This is a genomic window from Jiella sonneratiae (genome assembly GCF_017353515.1).
Taxonomy (GTDB): Bacteria; Pseudomonadota; Alphaproteobacteria; order Rhizobiales; family Rhizobiaceae; genus Jiella; species Jiella sonneratiae.
Genome location: NZ_JAFMPY010000021.1, coordinates 50,049 through 65,417, shown reverse-complemented (window position 1 = coordinate 65,417; position 15,369 = coordinate 50,049). Strand labels below are relative to the sequence as shown.

Genomic DNA, 15,369 nt, shown 5'->3' with positions numbered 1-15,369 from the left:
GGTTTCCTCCCTGACGCAATAAGCGCCGGATCAAACGTCTTTGAGATGATCTTCGAGCACTTTGCGCATGAGATCACCTTCGGTCATGCCGTCTTTTCTGGCCTTATCGGACAGCTTGCGAACGAGCTCCGGCGGAAGTTCAAACGTCACGCGATCGGCATTGCCCCGCCGGCGAAACTTCATCGGCTTGAACTGCGACAGATCGTATTCCGTGAGATCGGCTTCTTCGATGAACCGCTCGGCCTCTTCGTCGCTTTTGAGCGGTGGTAGCCGCTTAAGTTTGGTGTCGCTCATAGAAACGCACCTCCTTCAGATGCATGTAGCGGGCACTGATCGGCCGGATGAAGCGCAGCCCGCGATGATTTCGAAGAGTATAGGCGACGAAGACGTGCCGTCCGTTCGCGCAACGACCGATTGCGCGAAAGCGAGGCTCGCTCTCCGAGTGGAGGGGATCTTCCGCGACAATCGGATCTCCGAGGAGAAGTTCCTCTATCTCATCAACTGATACACCATGCTTGCTACACTTGTCGAAGTTACCCTCGTCCCAATCGAAGTCGTCGAAGTCCAGAGCCATCCTTCAGCCATCTACTCCGCCGCGACCCTCATCGGTTCCCCGTGAAAATCTTCCGGAAAATGCCGGATTGCACTCATCACCGGGTAGGGCGTGAAACCGCCCAGCGCGCAGAGCGAGCCGAACTTCATCGTGTTGCAGAGGTCTTCGACCAGGGCGAGGTTCTCGGCCGGCCGCTCCCCGTCGATGATCTTCTTCACCGTCTCGTAGCCGCGCACTGCACCGACCCGGCAGGGCGTGCACTTGCCGCAGCTCTCGATGGCGCAGAACTCGAAGGCGAAGCGCGCCTGCTTCATCATGTCGACCGTGTCGTCGAAGACGACGATGCCGGCGTGGCCGATGAGGCCGTCCTTCGCCGCGAAGGCCTCGTAGTCGAAGGGCGTGTCGAACAGCGAAACGGGGAAGTATGCGCCAAGCGGTCCACCCACCTGGACCGCGCGCACCGGCCGGCCCGAGGCGGTGCCGCCGCCGATCTCCTCGACGATCGCGCCGAGCGTCATCCCGAATGGCGCCTCGAACAGGCCGCCATGCCTGACATTGCCGCCGAGCTGGATCGGGATCGTGCCGCGCGAGCGCCCGATGCCGAGTTCTTTGTAACCGTCGGCGCCGGCCGCGAGGATTTCCGGGACCGAAGCAAGCGTGATGACGTTGTTGATCACCGTCGGCTTGCCGAACAGCCCCTGGATCGCCGGCAGCGGCGGCTTGAAGCGCACCTGCCCGCGCTTGCCCTCCAGGCTGTCGAGCAGCGAGGTCTCCTCGCCGCAGACATAGGCGCCGGCACCCACCCGGACCTCGAGGTCGAAGGCGTGGCTGGAACCGAGCAGCGACGCGCCGAGCAGGCCGGCCTTCCCGGCCCGGCGGATCGCCTCGCGCATGACCGCGATCGCGACCGGATATTCCGACCTCAGATAGATGTAGCCCTTGGTCGCCCCGGTCGCGACGCCGGCGATCGCCATGCCCTCGATCAGGCAGAACGGATCGCCCTCCATGATCATCCGGTCGGCGAAGGTGCCGGAGTCGCCCTCGTCGGCATTGGCGACGATATATTTTCTGTCGCCCTTCGCCTCGGCGACGGTCTTCCACTTGATGCCGGTCGGAAAGCCCGCGCCGCCGCGGCCGCGCAGCCCCGACGCCGTCACCTCGGCGACGATCGCCTCGGCCTCGATGCCGATCGCCCGTTCCAAACCCTTCAGCCCGCCATGGGCGCGGTAGTCGTCGAGCGACAGGGGATCGGTGATGCCGCAGCGCTTGAAGGTATGCCGCCTCTGGCGGGCGAAGAACGGATGCTCCTCGACCTTGCCGATGCGCTTCGGATGGCCCGCACCGGCCAGGACACCGGCGTCGATCAGCGCCGCGGCCTCGCCGGGCTCGATCGGGCCGTAGGCGATGCGCCCGCCCGGCGTCTCCACCTCGATCATCGGCTCAAGCCAGGCGAGCCCGCGCGAGCCGTTGCGCACGATCTCGACGGCAAGCCCCCGATCGGCGAGCAACTGCCCGAACTCCTCGGCGATCTGGTCGGCGCCGCAGGCAACGGCGAAAGAATCGAGCGGGATGAAGAGCTTGGTCACAGCCGCGCCTCCTCGACGAGCGCCCCGACCTTTGCCTCGGACAGCCGCCCGACGATCCGCCGGTCGAGCATGGCCGAAGGCGCCGCCGCGCAGAGGCCGAGGCAGTAGACCGCCTCCAGCGTCACCTGCCCGTCCGGAGTTGTCTCGCCGAAGCCGATGCCCAGCGCCTTCTCGATCGCATCGGCGATGCCGTCGCTGCCGGCCGCCTGGCAGGCTTCGGCGCGGCACACCTTGAGGATGTGCCGGCCGCGCGGTTCCTTGTGGAAATCGTGATAGAAGGTGACGACGCCATGAACCTCGGCGCGGGTGAGATTGAGCGCGGCCGCGATCTGGCGCACCGCCGCCTCGGGCACATGGCCGAAACGCGCCTGGATGCCATGCAGGATCGGCAGCAGCGGCCCTTCCAGAGCCTCATGCTCGGCAATGATCTCGGCTGCCTCGGTCTCGTCGTAGGTCGCCTGATAAACCAAGCAGTTACCTCCCGCCCCTTATTTGAATGCTTCCAGAGACGGAACACTGTCGATGGCAATGAATCAATGCGCAATCTTCGTTCTCTGATAGAAGCCCTCTATCGTGCGGTGGATCCGGTCGTGGAGAATCAGAACTGGCGGGCCGCCAGCCGTGTGAGCCAGCGGTCTGATCCGCGCGGCCCGATCACCGACAGGCCGAAGGGAGCGCCGTCGACGGTGCCTGCCGGAAACACCACCTGCGGCAGCCGCGCCATGCCGGCCACCGCCAAGAGCTTGATGGCATAGTGGCGGAAGCCGTCGAAGACCGCACGCCCGGCGTCGAGCCTGAAGGGCGCGTCGTGCACCACCGGCGCCAGCAGGACGCCGTCATGGCCGAGGAGGTCGTCCATCGCAGCGGCGAACGGGTCACGCACGGCATTTCCGGCCGCCTCGTCCTCGGGCGTCATCCGGCGCGCGAAGGCGACCCGTTCGTCGAGGCCGGCGGGAAGCGGCATCGCCGACGCGTCGATGAACGGCACCACGGCGCGCTTCGCATCGCAACTCTGGAGGATGCGGAACGCCTCGTAGAGGGCGTCCGCCCCGCCCGCCGGATAGACCGCGACAGGCCGGGCGTCTAGGCCGCCGAAGTGGGCGTCGTAGACGGCCCGTTGCGCATCGCCGAGCCGGGCGAGCATGTCGGTCGGCGTCAGCCAGCGCGGCTCTTCTGGCCGGTCGTCGGCGTCGTCGCCCATCATCACTGCGACGACGCGCTCGAAGGTTGCCGCGTTTCGGGCGAAGACGCCCGCCGTGTCGAAGCTCGCGGCAAGTTCCATGCAGCCGTCGAGCGGCACCCGGCCGTGGCTCGGGCGAATTCCCCACAGCCCGCAGAAGCTCGCCGGCGCGCGCACCGATCCGCCCGTGTCGGTTCCGACGGCGATATCGGCGAGATCCGCCGCGACGGCGGCGGCCGAGCCGGAGGACGAGCCGCCCGGAATGCGGTCCGGCGCGGCGGAATTGACCGGCGTGCCGAAATGCGCGTTCATTCCGTAGAGCGACCAGGCGAGTTCGTCGGTGTGGGTCTTGCCGACGAAGCGGGCTCCCGCGCCGAGCAGGCGCTCGACGGCCGGCGCCGTCGTCACCGCGATGTCGCTCGTTGCGAGTTTCGTCGGGCAGCCGCAGCCGGTCCGGTAGCCGGCGACGGCGAAGATGTCCTTCACGGCAAGGCGCAGGCCGGCAAGCGGCCCCGTCGTCGCGCCGGCCACCGGCACCGCCCCATAGGGCACGAAGGCGTGGACCGGGTCTTTGTCGATCAGCATGGGAAAGCCTTTCCTCGGGAAATCTGGGCCGGCCGGCCAAGTGCCCGGCTCCATGGGCCGCATCGTGCGCCGTTGCGTCAGAAGCCGCCACTCTCCGCATCGAGGCAGAGCCGTGGCAGCGGCCGTTCGAAGGTCTGGAGCCCGTCCTTCCAGCCGGCGAGCGGCTGGGCGATCCGGCACACGGCATCGGCAGGGCCCGCAGCGTCGAGGATCAGGAGATCGGCCGGTGCGCCCACCTGCGGTGCCGACGGCCGGTCGAGGCCGACGACCGCCGCAGCGCCTGCACCGACCATCTGGAAGCACAGCGCCATGTCGGCGTCGCTGCCGGACTGCGCGACATTGGCAAAGAGGTTCGCCATGCGGATCAGCGAGGCGTCGCCGAAGGGCGTGAAGGGATTGAGGACGTTGTTGGTGGCGACCGCCGTCCGCACGCCGGCTTTCGCGAGGATGTCCGCCCGGGCGACGCCCCGGGGCGTCAGGCGGGCGCTGCCGCGCCCCATGAGATAGAGATCCGTCGCCGGCAGGACGACGAGGCCGATACCGGCCTTCGCGAGCGCCTTGCCGAGCGCCTCGAAGCGCGCTGCCGGCATCGCCGAAAGCTTGCTCGCGTGACCGACCGACACCCGCCCCTGCATCCCGCGCCGTTCGACGGCGGCGATCAGGGCCGGCAGGTCGCCTTCCGCCGGATTGAGATCGAAGTCGATGTGGAAGTCGGCGGGCACGGCGAAGCGCTCGGCAAGATCGAGCACCAGCTCGATGTGACGGACCGGATCCCGGTCGGTGTAGGGACAGCCGCCGACGCTGGTCGCGCCGCCTTGCAGCGCCGCCGCCATCAGGTCGTAGGTGGCCATCTCCTCGGTCAGGCCCTCCTGCGCGAAGGCGCAGAGGTCGATGGCGATGGCCCGCCGATAGTCGCGCTTGAGCTGCAGCAACGCCTCGAAGGACGCGAGGCCGACGCGCGGATCGGTCTCGACGAAGCTGCGCATCGCCATGGTGCCGTTGACGATCGCCCGGCGCAGCACCGCTTCGGCGCGGTTGTAGACGTCGTCGGCGGTAAAGCCCGCCTTCGCCTTCGCCGTCAGCGACACGGCCTCGGCGAGCGTGCCATCGCAGACAGGGCAACGGTCGAGGATACCGGCCTTGTCGAGGTGGATGTGAGCGTCGACGAGGCCGGTCGAGACGAAGCGCCCGCCGACGGCGCGCTCCGGCGCGCCGGCCGGCAGCCCGCGCTCGATCGCGGCGACGAGGCCCCTGGCAATGCCGATGTCGACGGGATCGTCGCGTCCCTCGACACGGGCGTCGCGCAGGATGAGGTCGAACGCCGCCACGCCTTGTCGTCCCTCAGCCGCGTTCGGGACCGGCGGCGCGGGCCGACCGCGGGGCGGCGAGCGCCGGTGCTTCGTTCCCGTCCGTTCGTACGGTCGCGCGCGGATCCCGGCTGTCGCGGCTCTTGGCGCGTCTCACGCCGGCAGCTCCGGCTCGGCGACCATGCCTTCTGGATAGACGAAACCGCGATCCTTCAGGCGCGGCGCGGCATAGCCGCCGCGCTTTGCCGTCTTCAGGCCGAGCGCCACGGCCGCTTCCATCAGCTTCACCGCCGAAGAGACGCCTTCCACCACCGGCACGCCATGCTCCTGCGACAGCGCCTGGGCGAAACCCGCCATACCGGCGCAGCCGAGGACGATCGCCTCCGCCCCGTCCTCGGCGACCGCACGGGCGATCTCCGCCGAGATCGTCCGCTCGGCCGCCTCGGGATCGGCCTCGAGCGCCAGCACCGGCAGGTCCGAGGCGCGCACGCTCGCGCAGAGATCCGACAGACCGGCGCGCTGCAGATTGTCTTCGAGAATCGGGACGGAAACGGAGAGCGTCGTCACCACCGAGAAGCGGCGCGCGACGAGCGTCGCCATGCGCGCCGCCGCCTCGCCGATCCCGATCACCGGGCCTGCGAGGACCGACCGGGCGGCTTCGAGCCCGGTGTCGTCGAAACAGGCGATGACATGGGCCTCCGCCCCGTCCCGCTCGGCAATCGCCAGGGCGTGGAGCAGGCCCGGCACGGCGAGCGCGCCGTCGACATGGCCCTCGATCGAGACCGGTCCGGCATCGTTCTGATAGGCGAGGATCTCGGTTCCTCGTGCCGCGGCCTGGCGCGCCGCGAGGGCAATCGTCTCGGTCATCGACCGCGTGGAGTTCGGGTTGACGATCGAGATCCGCATTCCGGTCCACCCCTTTCGGCGCGGCGCCCGACCGCATCGAACCGCGATCGCCTGCCGTGCCATCCTTTCGCACGTATCGCCGCCCGAAACGTCGGGGGCGGCGCCGCCATCATGCGCTGCGCCGCACGCCGTCCGATAGAACCGGGAGAACACGCTCGGCGAAGAGAATTGGCGCAGCGAGCGTTTCGGCCGCCGGTCTGCGCACTCCGGGAGGCGGGCATTTCGGCCATGGCGGGCACTCAACCCTTCAATGCCCGGCGCTGGCGCCGCTTCTGGAGAACGAAGAAAGTCGTCAGGGAGACGGCGATGACGACCAGCGAGATCGCCGTCGTCACTGTCCCGAGGGCGTAGATCATCGGCGTGGTCACGGTGGTGGTCAGCGCCTGCAGCTGGATCGGCAGGGTGTTGGCCGCGCCCATCGCCTGGCTCGATCGCGCGAGTTCGTCCCAGGACAAAGTGAAGCCGAACAGGGCGACTCCGGCGACCGACGGCGCGATGATCGGCAGGACGACATGGCGGATCGTCTGCCAGGAGGTCGCGCCGAGGTCGCGGGCGGCCTCCTCGTAGGATTTGTCGAAACGGTTGAACACCGCGAACATGATCAGAAGGCCGAAGGGCAGCGTCCAGGAGAGATGTGCCCCGAGACCGGAGGTGAAGAGGCCGGTGGCGGTCTGGTAGTTGTCGTAGAGCCAGTCGACCTCGTAGGCGTCGGCGATCCCCATCACCGTGTCGTCGACGATGTGGAATTCCAGCGCGATGCCGAGCGACACGATGATCGACGGCATGATGAGGCTGGCGATGGCGGTGTAGAACAGAAGGCTCGAACCGGTGAAGCGCCGGCGGAAGGCAAGGCCTGCCATCACCGAGAAGACCACCGTCAGCACCATCACGATGAGGCCGAGCTTCAGCGAGTTCCACAGGCCGATCGAGATGTCGACGAGGCCCGCGCCCTGAAAGAGCTGCGCGAACCAGTGGAAGGAGAAGCCGTTCATCGGGAAGGTCAGCCCGCCCTGCGGCCCCTGAAAGGACAGGATCAGGATGGTGATCACCGGCCCGTAGAGGAACAGGACGAACAGCGTGAAGATCGCGGCGAGAACGTAGAAGGAGCGCGGTCGCTTCTCGGCCGTCATGGGCTAGAGCTCCTTGCGGATGTCGATGAAGCGCGTCAGCGTGAAGATGATCCCGAGCGTCGCGATCAGCAGCACGACGGCATTCGCCGCGGCGAGCGGGAACTGCAGGTAGCTGGTCTGGACGTTGATGACCTTGCCCACCGAGGCGATCTGCTGGCCACCCATCACGCCGATGGTGATGAAGTCGCCCATCACAAGGGTGACGACGAAGATCGAACCGATGGTGATGCCGGTCTTCGAAAGCGGGATGACGACGTTCCACAGGACCTGCGCGCCGCTCGCGCCCGCGTCCCGCGCCGCCTCGATCAGCGAGCGGTCGATGCGCATCATCGAATTGAGGATCGGCACCAGCATGAAGGCGGTGAGCAGGTGGACGAAGGCGAGCGTCACCGCGAAGTCGGAATAGAGCAGCCATTCGACCGGATGGTCGACCAGGCCGGAGCCGACCAGGATCTGGTTGATCAGGCCGTTGCGCCCGAGCAGCGGGATCCAGGAGATCATCCGGATGACGTTGGAGGTCCAGAACGGGATGATGCAGACGAGCGCGAGGACGATCTGCATCGTCGTCGTACGGATGTGGAAGGCGAGGAAATAGGCGATCGTGAAGCCGAGAACGAGCGTCGTCGCCCAGACCAGCAGGCAGAACTTGATGGTCGAGAGATAGGTCGCGAAGGTCGTGCAGAGCGAGGGAAGGCTCGCGAGGCAGCCGTCGAACACGCCGGCATAGTTGTCGAAGACGAAGGCCGGGGTGATCGAATAGGAATTGTACTGCCAGAAGCTGACCACCAGCACGACGACCAGCGGCAGCACGAAAAACAGCAGGAAGACCAGCGCCATCGGCGCGGCCTGCCAGTAGGCGCCGCCGCGGGTGCGCCGGCGGCGCGACGTCGCGGCCGTTTCCGCCCCGGACGGAAGCATCGCGGCGTCGGCGATGCGGGGCGGCGATGCCGCCCCGCTGGTTGGCGTCGTTGTCACCATCACCTCAGGCCGCGACGAACTCGTTCCACTTGGTGATCAGGTACTCGTTCTCGTCCATGACCGAGTTCCAGCAGGCGATGCGGCTCATGCGGGTCTCGTAGGAGCCGCCGTCGCGCACCGCGCCCGGCTGTTCGATGACGGTTCCGTCCGGGGCCTTGATCGGCTTCTCGGCCGGCTTGCCCTCGTACCAGTAGGCCCACTCGTAGGGCTCCATCTTCTCCTTGGCCGTGTCGAGCACCGCCGGATAGTAGCCCTGACGCGAGAGATAGGCGCCGGCCCAGCCCGAAAGGAACCAGTTGATGAACTCGTAGGCGGCGTCGAGTTTCTTGTCCCGCAGCGTGCGCGGCAGCGCGAAGCCGGAGGCCCAGCCGCGATAGCCCTCTTCGAGCGCGAGATAGGTGCACTTGATGCCCTTTGAGCGCACCGCCGTGACCGCCGGCGACCACATCGACTGGATCACGACCTCGCCGGACGCCATCAGGTTCACCGACTGGTTGAAGTCGGTCCAGAAGGCGCGGAACTGGCCGTCCTTCTTGGCCTTGGTCAGGATCTCCATGGTCTTGTCGATCTCGGCCTTGGTCATGTTCCCCTTGTCTTTGTACTTGAACTGACCGGACGATTCGATCGCCATGGCCGCGTCCATGATGCCGATCGAGGGGATGTTGATCAGCGCCGCCTTGCCCTTGAACTTCGGATCGAGCAGCGCCGACCAGTGCGTGACCTCGCCGTCGATGAGATCCGGCCGGTCGCCGAGCGAGTCGGCGTTGTAGGTCGTCGGGATGAGCGTCATCCATTCGGTGGGCGCTTCGGCGAACTTCTTGGAATGCCGGCCGTCGAGGTAGAAGTACTTCCACGGCGCCGATCCCTGGCTGCCGACGTCCTTGCCGTCGATCGTGCCCTTGGTGAGGACCGGGGTGATCTTGTCCGCCAGCTTGATCTTCTTGGCGTCCATGCCCATCAGGTTGCCTGACGGCACGAGGTTCGGCAGCGAGAAATATTCGCTGTCGACGAGGTCGAAGGAGTTCGGCTGGGTGATGATGCGCTTGGCGACCTCGTCGGTCGTCACCGTCACATATTCGATCTTCACGCCGGCCTCCTCCATCGCCTTCTCGGCGATGGCAGGCGACTGGTTGGTGGCCGTCGAGAGATAGCGCAGGGTGACCGGCTCGGCGCCGATCGCCGGCGTCGGGAAGGCTGACAGCCTGGTCGCCAGGCCGGCACCGGCAAGTCCCGCACCCGCCTTCAGCAGCGAGCGCCGGGAAACGGCCGCCGTCTTGGTCTCATCGCTTATTGCCATCGGGTTCCTCCGTTTGGGGTGGGTTGAAGGTCTGGAAGGACGGCCGCCCTCAGGCGGCGAGCTCGTGCCGGTCGGCTGCCGCCCAGTCGACTGCGACCTCGTCGCCGATCGCGACGGGCATCCGGTCGTATTCGGCCTCCGGCAGGGTGGCGAGGAAGTCGGTCCCGTCGGCGCAGCGCATGGCGACGTTCACCGTCATGCCCTGATATTCGACGTCGGTGACCGTCGCGCGGGTGCCGGCCACGCCCCCGGGGGAGGCCGACAGCCTCAGCCGGTCGGCGCGCACGGCGAAGCTGCGTTCGCCGTCCGGCACGATGTTGTGGCTGCCCATGAACTGGGCGACGAAGCGGGTGCGCGGGGCGTTGAAGACCTCGCGCGGCGAGCCGACCTGCTCGATCCGCCCGTCGTTCATCAACACCACCATGTCGGCCAGCGCCATCGCCTCCTCCTGGCTGTGGGTCACGTGGACGAAGGAGATGCCGAAGTCGCGCTGATAGCGCTTCAGTTCGGCGCGCATGCGCACGCGCAGGAACGGGTCGAGCGCCGACAAGGGCTCGTCGAGCAGCAGCACCGTCGGATTGGTCACCAGTGCCCGCGCCAGCGCGACGCGCTGCTGCTGGCCGCCGGAAAGCTGCGCCGGCAGTCGCTCGGCATAGCGCGCCATGTCGACCATGCCGAGGAGTTCGCCGGCCCGCTGGTGCCGCTCGGCCTTGCCGACACCCGCCATCTTCAGCGGAAAGGCAACGTTGTCGCGCACGTTGAGATGGGGAAACAGCGCGTAGTTCTGGAACATCATCGCCGTGCCGCGCCGCGCCGGCGGCAGGTCGTTGACGATGGTGTTGCCGATCATCACGTCGCCGTCGGAGATCGATTCATGGCCGGCGATCATCCGCAGCGTCGAGGTCTTGCCGCAGCCGGAAGGGCCGAGCAGGCAGCAATAGGTCCCCGCCGGGATCTTCAGAGAGACTTTGTCGACGGCGATCGTCTCGCCGTAGGACTTGACGACGGCGGCGAGTTCGAGATCGGCGGCTCGGTTCGGCAAGGCAGGCCCTTCGCATCCAATGCTTCGAGCCACAACAATGCAACGGCCATGCCAACTCGCGGGAACAAACGCCGCGAAAGGCACCGGCGCGACGGACCCGCCCTTCCAGGCACTCCTGCTGACCGGATCGCCGGCATCTTGCTCATGAAATGCGCAGACGGACGCGATGCCGTACGGGGCAGCCGTCCGGCGGCACGATCCCCGCGCCTCGCCGCTTGCCAGCCGAGGCCGCCTCGCCTAGCAGTCCGTCTGGCCGTCTCCCCAGCCGGCCTCATTCGACCACGAAGGCCCGACCGCCATGCTGCTCGCCGATTTCAAGGTGCTGACCTTCGACTGCTACGGCACGCTGATCGACTGGGAGACCGGCATCGTGACGGCGCTGCGGCCGCTGCTCGACCGGCTCGACACCGAGCCCGGCCGCGACAGCGTGCTCGAGCGCCATGCGGTGCACGAATCCGCGCAGCAGGCGCAGACGCCTGCGATGCCCTATTCCCGCCTGCTCGCCACGGTCTATCGAAGCCTGTCGGAAGAGTGGGGCGTGCCGGCCGGCTGGGACGAGTGTCTCGCCTATGGCCGGTCGGTGCCGGACTGGCCGGCCTTCCCGGATTCCGCCGATGCGCTCGCCTATCTGAAGCAGCACTACCGGCTCGTCGTGCTCTCGAATGTCGACAGCGGCAGCTTCGCCGGGTCGAACGCGCGGCTCGGCGTCACCTTCGACGCGGTCTACACGGCCGAGGACATCGGCTCCTACAAGCCGGACCCGCGGAACTTCGCCTACATGCTCGACAAGCTTTCGGGGCTCGGCGTCGAGAAGGCTGATGTGCTACACACGGCGGAGAGCATGTTCCACGACCATGTCCCCGCCAATGCGGCCGGCCTCGCCTCGGCCTGGATCCATCGCCGGCACGGCCGGGAGGGTTACGGGGCGACGATGCATCCGGGCGCCATGCCGCATTACGACTTCCGCTTCACCTCGATGGCGGAGATGGCCGAGGCGCACCGGCGCGAGACCCGCTGATTTCGAGGGACAAGTCGATGCGCGGCGGGGCTCGGCCCCGCCCGCCGGCGAGGCTCAGCGCACGATGGTCAGCCGCTCGGCCGCGCGGGTGATCGCCGTATAAAGCCACCGCTCGCGCGTATCGCGAAAGGCGAAGCTCTCGTCGAACAGCATGACGTCGTTCCACTGCGAGCCCTGGGCCTTGTGGACGGTCAGCGCGTAGCCGAAGTCGAAGTCGTCGAAGCGCTTCTTCGTCGCCCAGGCGATCTCGGCCTCCGGCTCCTCGAACGCCTGCTTCAGAAGCCGGATCTTCGCCGCTCCCTGGTCGATGTCGTCGTCGTCCGGCTTGACGATCAGGTTGACGCCCGGCTTCGTCGTCTCGCGCGAGGCGGTCATCACCTGCCAGAGCGAGCCGTTGAGCAGGCCCTTCGCCGGATCGTTGCGCAGACAGACCAGCTTGTCGCCGGCCATCGGCAGCGGCCCCTCGAAGCCCTTCAGCTCCCGCAGACGCGCGTTGTAGCGGCGGCGCGTCCGATTGGTGCCGACGAGCACCTGGTCGGCGGCGAGCACCTTCTCGGTCTCGACCTCGCGCTTGGAGATCACCTTCGCGGTCCCGTAGTCGCCATACATCAGCTGGCGGCCCTCCCTGACGGCGAGCGCCATCTCGATGATCGGGTTGTCGCGCGCCTGCCGATGGATCTCGGTAAGGAGGAAGTCCGGCTCCGCCTCGGTGAAGAACCCGCCGCCGGAAACCGGCGGCAGTTGCCCGGGATCGCCGAGAACGAGGATCGGCGTGCCGAAGGACATGAGATCGCGGCCGAGCGCCTCGTCGACCATCGAACATTCGTCGACGACGACGAGCTTGGCCTTGGCGACCGGGCTCTGGCGGTTGAGCGAGAAGGTCGGCGAGACGCGCGAGGCGCCGCTCGCCTCGTCCTCCACCGTCTCCTCGCCGCGCGGCCGATAGATCAGCGAGTGGATGGTGCGGGCGGACTTCGCGCCCTTGGTCCTCAGGACCTGGGCGGCCTTGCCGGTGAAGGCCGCAAACTGCACGGCGCCGTCGATGCCCTCGGCGAAGTGCCGGGCGAGCGTCGTCTTGCCGGTGCCCGCATAGCCGAACAGGCGGAACACCGGCCTGTCGGGGTGGTCGAGCCATTCGGCCACCCGGCGAAGCGCCTCGTCCTGTTGCGGCGAAAACTGCAAGAACGTCTCCCCTGAACCGAACCCTCGCCCGGGCTCACGACGCCGGCGACCGCCGTCGATCGACCGGCGCGCTCCTGCCAGCGCCAAAACACCCCCGTGCACCGGGCCGAACCGTCGCCCGGCCCGTGAAGAGGCCGCAAGGCATGGCGGGCGACTCGCGCCCGATCGTCATGGCGTAAATCATCAGGGCGCCGACTGCCAGTCTTCAAGAGCCGGCGACGCGGGAAGGCAGGGTGAGAAACGTCGCGCGGTTGATCCGAGGCGCCGTTGCGGCCGCCGGCTGCCAGTGGATTGAATTTGACGTTCGATACGAGATCCGCTCGATCAGAGCGGGGCTCGTATCAAGCCCGCGCGGCGAATGAGCGTAGTTGTTTCCGGCATCACGAAGTGATCTGCCGGAAACCGTATGAGTCCCGATCGGGTAAGGCGTCGCATCAAATGTCAAATTCGAAAAAGCCACCAGGATCATCATCTTGACCTGGGGTCTTTCGATTCCGACATTTGCTGCGCGGTCTGAACAAGACGGCACCGAATGTCGAAATCGGACCGCTAGGCCATCGCTGCCCCGCCGGTGCCCGCGGTTTCCGCGGCGACCACCGAGGCGATGACGGTGCGCAGATCGCCGAGGCCGAACGGCTTCAAGAGATGGCCCTGCGCGACCCCGTGGGTCGCATCGCCGGGATCGCAATAGCCGCTTGCGAGGATCACCGGCATCGTCGGCCATTCCCGCCGAACCTGACGGGCGAGTTCGACGCCGTCGAGCTGCGGCATCGACTGGTCGGTCACGAGGAGGTCGAAGGCGGAAGGGCCGCTTTCGCCGAGACAGGTGAGCGCCTCGGGGCCTCCGGACGCCATCACCGTCTCGTGGCCGAGATCGTTGAGCATGGCGGCGGTGTGCATCAGAACCAGCGCGTCGTCGTCGACCACGAGGACGCGCAGTTTGCGTTCCGGGGAGCCTTGCATGTTCACCACCTCCGACACGCCATCATCTTCGATCCGGACCATCGTTTCGAGCCGGCAAAGGGTCGCGGGCTCGCGGTCTCGGCGCCGGCCGGGCGGGAGTCGTTCGCTCGGCCAGCCGACATGGTTAACGGCGCAGGGGTCGGGACTGGTTCCCTCTTCGCTGAAGCAAGCTGGAAAAAACTTCGAGATGACGGGGATTTAGCCGTGATGCAACCGCTTCGTGCTGCCGAAGTCGTTAACGCCTCGCGTCGCCGCGCCGCCCCTCTTTCGACCGCGTCTCCCGTGTGCTTTCGAACAGTGAGCGCGGAACCGGCCCGCCGGCTACATCGCTTCCTTGCCGCGCGAGAGGGCGGCAACGCCGGTGCGGCACACCTCGACGAGACCGAGCGGCGCCATCAGGCTGACGAACTTGTCGAGCTTCGACGGCCGCCCGGTGATCTCGAAGACGAAATGCTCGATGGAGGAATCGAGCACCTTGGCCCGGAAGACGTCGGCGAGCCGCAGCGCTTCCACCCGCCGCTCTCCCTGTCCCGCGACCTTGACGATCGCGAGCTCGCGCTCGATCGGCCGGCTCTCGCCGCCGGCACCGGCCGTCGCGGTGAGGTCGACGACCTTGTGGACGGGCACGATCCGGTCGAGCTGGCTCTTCAGCTGCTCGACCACGTGCGGCGCGCCGCGGGTGACGATGGTGATCCGCGACAGATGCTTCTCGTGCTCGGTCTCCGAGACGGTCAGGCTCTCGATGTTGTAGCCGCGGCCGGAGAACATGCCGATCACCCGGGCGAGCACGCCCGGCTCGTTGTCGACGAGGACGGCAAGCGTGCGCGGCTCCGGCGTCTCCTTTTCCGGCGTGATGAAATAGGCCGATGCGGGCGGCTGGACGGCGGAATTGTTCATGGTCGTTTCCGATTGTATCGCAGATTGAATGTCGTCAAAGAAGCCTGACGGCTGGCGGTGTCGGGGCGGCAGCGGCCCTTCGGGCCATGTTCCGGTCGAAGGTGACGAACTCGTCGCAATGCTGCGCCGAAGCGAGATGGAGCGCGTCGGCAAAGTCCATCCCGTCCCGGTAATTGAGCAGAGCCCGGACGACCACGTTTTCGTCGACGACCGCGACGAGATCCATCGCCAACAGGGCCGAGAACGCTTGGTCGATCTGTTTCCGCGAGTACGCGAAGACGCTGCGGAGAATCCACTCCGTCTCCAAGATAACGGTAGGCAGAAGCACCAAGCCTCCCCCGGCCAGCAACGGCAGCAGTTTCGCGAACTGTCGAGGATCGTCCCGCGTGATCAGCCGGACGACGACGTTGGTATCAGCCGCACTTGTCACGCCACCGTCTCTTTGCCTCTTCGGCGAGTCCCGCTTCCATCATCTCGTCCGTCACGAGAGGTCCGTCGTATTTCGGAACCGCGGCGAGGAATTGCTCGAGCGTGATAGGCGGAAACACGGTGCGCCGGAAAGAACGCGGACGAAGCACGACTTCTCCTCCGCGCTCGACCACTTCGAGTTCAGTTCCGCTATCCCATCCCTGCGTAGTACTGACCTCCGACGGCAAAAAGATCTGCCCCTCTTCGGATACGCGCGTCACCGACGTCATTCGACATGCCCTCGATGGAAGACAAGACAAATCTACGTCTCGCCGTC

General features: G+C 67.0%; 18 protein-coding genes. 1 reads left to right on the top strand and 17 read right to left on the bottom strand.

The window, feature by feature from the left end:
- Window positions 1–30: 30 nt before the first annotated feature.
- The 11 genes from J1C47_RS17455 to J1C47_RS17405 all read right to left on the bottom strand — a co-directional run bounded on the left by J1C47_RS17455 (window position 31) and on the right by J1C47_RS17405 (window position 10,564).
- Window positions 31–294, bottom strand: a complete 264-nt coding sequence (locus J1C47_RS17455; protein ID WP_207352063.1) for a CopG family antitoxin — start codon at window positions 292–294, stop codon at window positions 31–33.
- The gene (locus J1C47_RS17450; RefSeq protein WP_207352062.1) at window positions 275–574 is read right to left on the bottom strand and encodes a BrnT family toxin; all 300 of its coding nucleotides are present in this window, start codon (window positions 572–574) and stop codon (window positions 275–277) included. Before J1C47_RS17450 ends, J1C47_RS17455 begins: the two co-directional genes overlap by 20 nt.
- Window positions 575–585: 11 nt before the next feature.
- Window positions 586–2,139 carry an NADH-ubiquinone oxidoreductase-F iron-sulfur binding region domain-containing protein gene (locus tag J1C47_RS17445; protein ID WP_207352061.1) on the bottom strand — a complete coding sequence of 518 codons (1,554 nt, stop codon included), beginning with the start codon at window positions 2,137–2,139 and terminating at the stop codon, window positions 586–588.
- Entirely contained in the window at window positions 2,136–2,609 is a 474-nt protein-coding gene (locus J1C47_RS17440) for a formate dehydrogenase subunit gamma (protein ID WP_207352060.1), read from the bottom strand. Before J1C47_RS17440 ends, J1C47_RS17445 begins: the two co-directional genes overlap by 4 nt.
- Before the next feature lie 128 nt (window positions 2,610–2,737).
- Window positions 2,738–3,904 carry an amidase gene (locus tag J1C47_RS17435; RefSeq protein WP_207352059.1) on the bottom strand — a complete coding sequence of 389 codons (1,167 nt, stop codon included), beginning with the start codon at window positions 3,902–3,904 and terminating at the stop codon, window positions 2,738–2,740.
- A gap of 77 nt (window positions 3,905–3,981) precedes the next feature.
- Window positions 3,982–5,232: an amidohydrolase family protein gene (locus tag J1C47_RS17430; protein WP_207352058.1), complete on the bottom strand. Its 1,251-nt coding sequence runs from the start codon at window positions 5,230–5,232 to the stop codon at window positions 3,982–3,984.
- 132 nt (window positions 5,233–5,364) lie between these two features.
- Window positions 5,365–6,117, bottom strand: a complete 753-nt coding sequence (locus J1C47_RS17425) for an aspartate/glutamate racemase family protein (protein WP_207352057.1) — start codon at window positions 6,115–6,117, stop codon at window positions 5,365–5,367.
- A 239-nt stretch (window positions 6,118–6,356) separates the two neighbouring features.
- Window positions 6,357–7,247 (bottom strand): ABC transporter permease, encoded by an 891-nt coding sequence (locus J1C47_RS17420; RefSeq protein WP_207352056.1) that lies wholly within the window; start codon window positions 7,245–7,247, stop codon window positions 6,357–6,359.
- Between the two features lie 3 nt (window positions 7,248–7,250).
- On the bottom strand, window positions 7,251–8,165 hold the full coding sequence (locus J1C47_RS17415; protein ID WP_207352109.1) for an ABC transporter permease: 915 nt from the start codon (window positions 8,163–8,165) through the stop codon (window positions 7,251–7,253).
- A 64-nt stretch (window positions 8,166–8,229) separates the two neighbouring features.
- Window positions 8,230–9,522 (bottom strand): ABC transporter substrate-binding protein, encoded by a 1,293-nt coding sequence (locus J1C47_RS17410; RefSeq protein ID WP_207352055.1) that lies wholly within the window; start codon window positions 9,520–9,522, stop codon window positions 8,230–8,232.
- Between the two features lie 49 nt (window positions 9,523–9,571).
- Window positions 9,572–10,564 carry an ABC transporter ATP-binding protein gene (locus J1C47_RS17405; RefSeq protein WP_207352054.1) on the bottom strand — a complete coding sequence of 331 codons (993 nt, stop codon included), beginning with the start codon at window positions 10,562–10,564 and terminating at the stop codon, window positions 9,572–9,574.
- A gap of 298 nt (window positions 10,565–10,862) precedes the next feature.
- On the opposite strand from J1C47_RS17405, the gene J1C47_RS17400 reads away from it, so the two are divergent.
- A complete protein-coding gene (locus J1C47_RS17400) occupies window positions 10,863–11,582 on the top strand; it encodes a haloacid dehalogenase type II (RefSeq protein WP_207352053.1) in 720 nt (239 codons plus the stop codon).
- Window positions 11,583–11,636: 54 nt separating this feature from the next.
- Here the strand turns inward: J1C47_RS17400 and J1C47_RS17395 are convergent, their stop codons facing one another.
- From J1C47_RS17395 to J1C47_RS17370, 6 genes are all read right to left on the bottom strand, one after another.
- Window positions 11,637–12,764, bottom strand: a complete 1,128-nt coding sequence (locus J1C47_RS17395) for an ATP-dependent DNA helicase (protein ID WP_207352052.1) — start codon at window positions 12,762–12,764, stop codon at window positions 11,637–11,639.
- Window positions 12,765–12,969: 205 nt separating this feature from the next.
- Window positions 12,970–13,236: a hypothetical protein gene (locus J1C47_RS17390; RefSeq protein ID WP_207352051.1), complete on the bottom strand. Its 267-nt coding sequence runs from the start codon at window positions 13,234–13,236 to the stop codon at window positions 12,970–12,972.
- A 77-nt stretch (window positions 13,237–13,313) separates the two neighbouring features.
- The gene (locus J1C47_RS17385; RefSeq protein WP_207352050.1) at window positions 13,314–13,727 is read right to left on the bottom strand and encodes a response regulator; all 414 of its coding nucleotides are present in this window, start codon (window positions 13,725–13,727) and stop codon (window positions 13,314–13,316) included.
- Between the two features lie 321 nt (window positions 13,728–14,048).
- Window positions 14,049–14,624 carry an acetolactate synthase small subunit gene (gene ilvN / locus J1C47_RS17380; RefSeq protein WP_207352049.1) on the bottom strand — a complete coding sequence of 192 codons (576 nt, stop codon included), beginning with the start codon at window positions 14,622–14,624 and terminating at the stop codon, window positions 14,049–14,051.
- Window positions 14,625–14,658: 34 nt separating this feature from the next.
- Window positions 14,659–15,054: a PIN domain-containing protein gene (locus J1C47_RS17375; protein ID WP_207352048.1), complete on the bottom strand. Its 396-nt coding sequence runs from the start codon at window positions 15,052–15,054 to the stop codon at window positions 14,659–14,661.
- Complete coding sequence (locus tag J1C47_RS17370; protein WP_207352047.1) at window positions 15,038–15,322, bottom strand: AbrB/MazE/SpoVT family DNA-binding domain-containing protein; 285 nt, start codon at window positions 15,320–15,322, stop codon at window positions 15,038–15,040. Before J1C47_RS17370 ends, J1C47_RS17375 begins: the two co-directional genes overlap by 17 nt.
- Window positions 15,323–15,369: the final 47 nt, after the last annotated feature.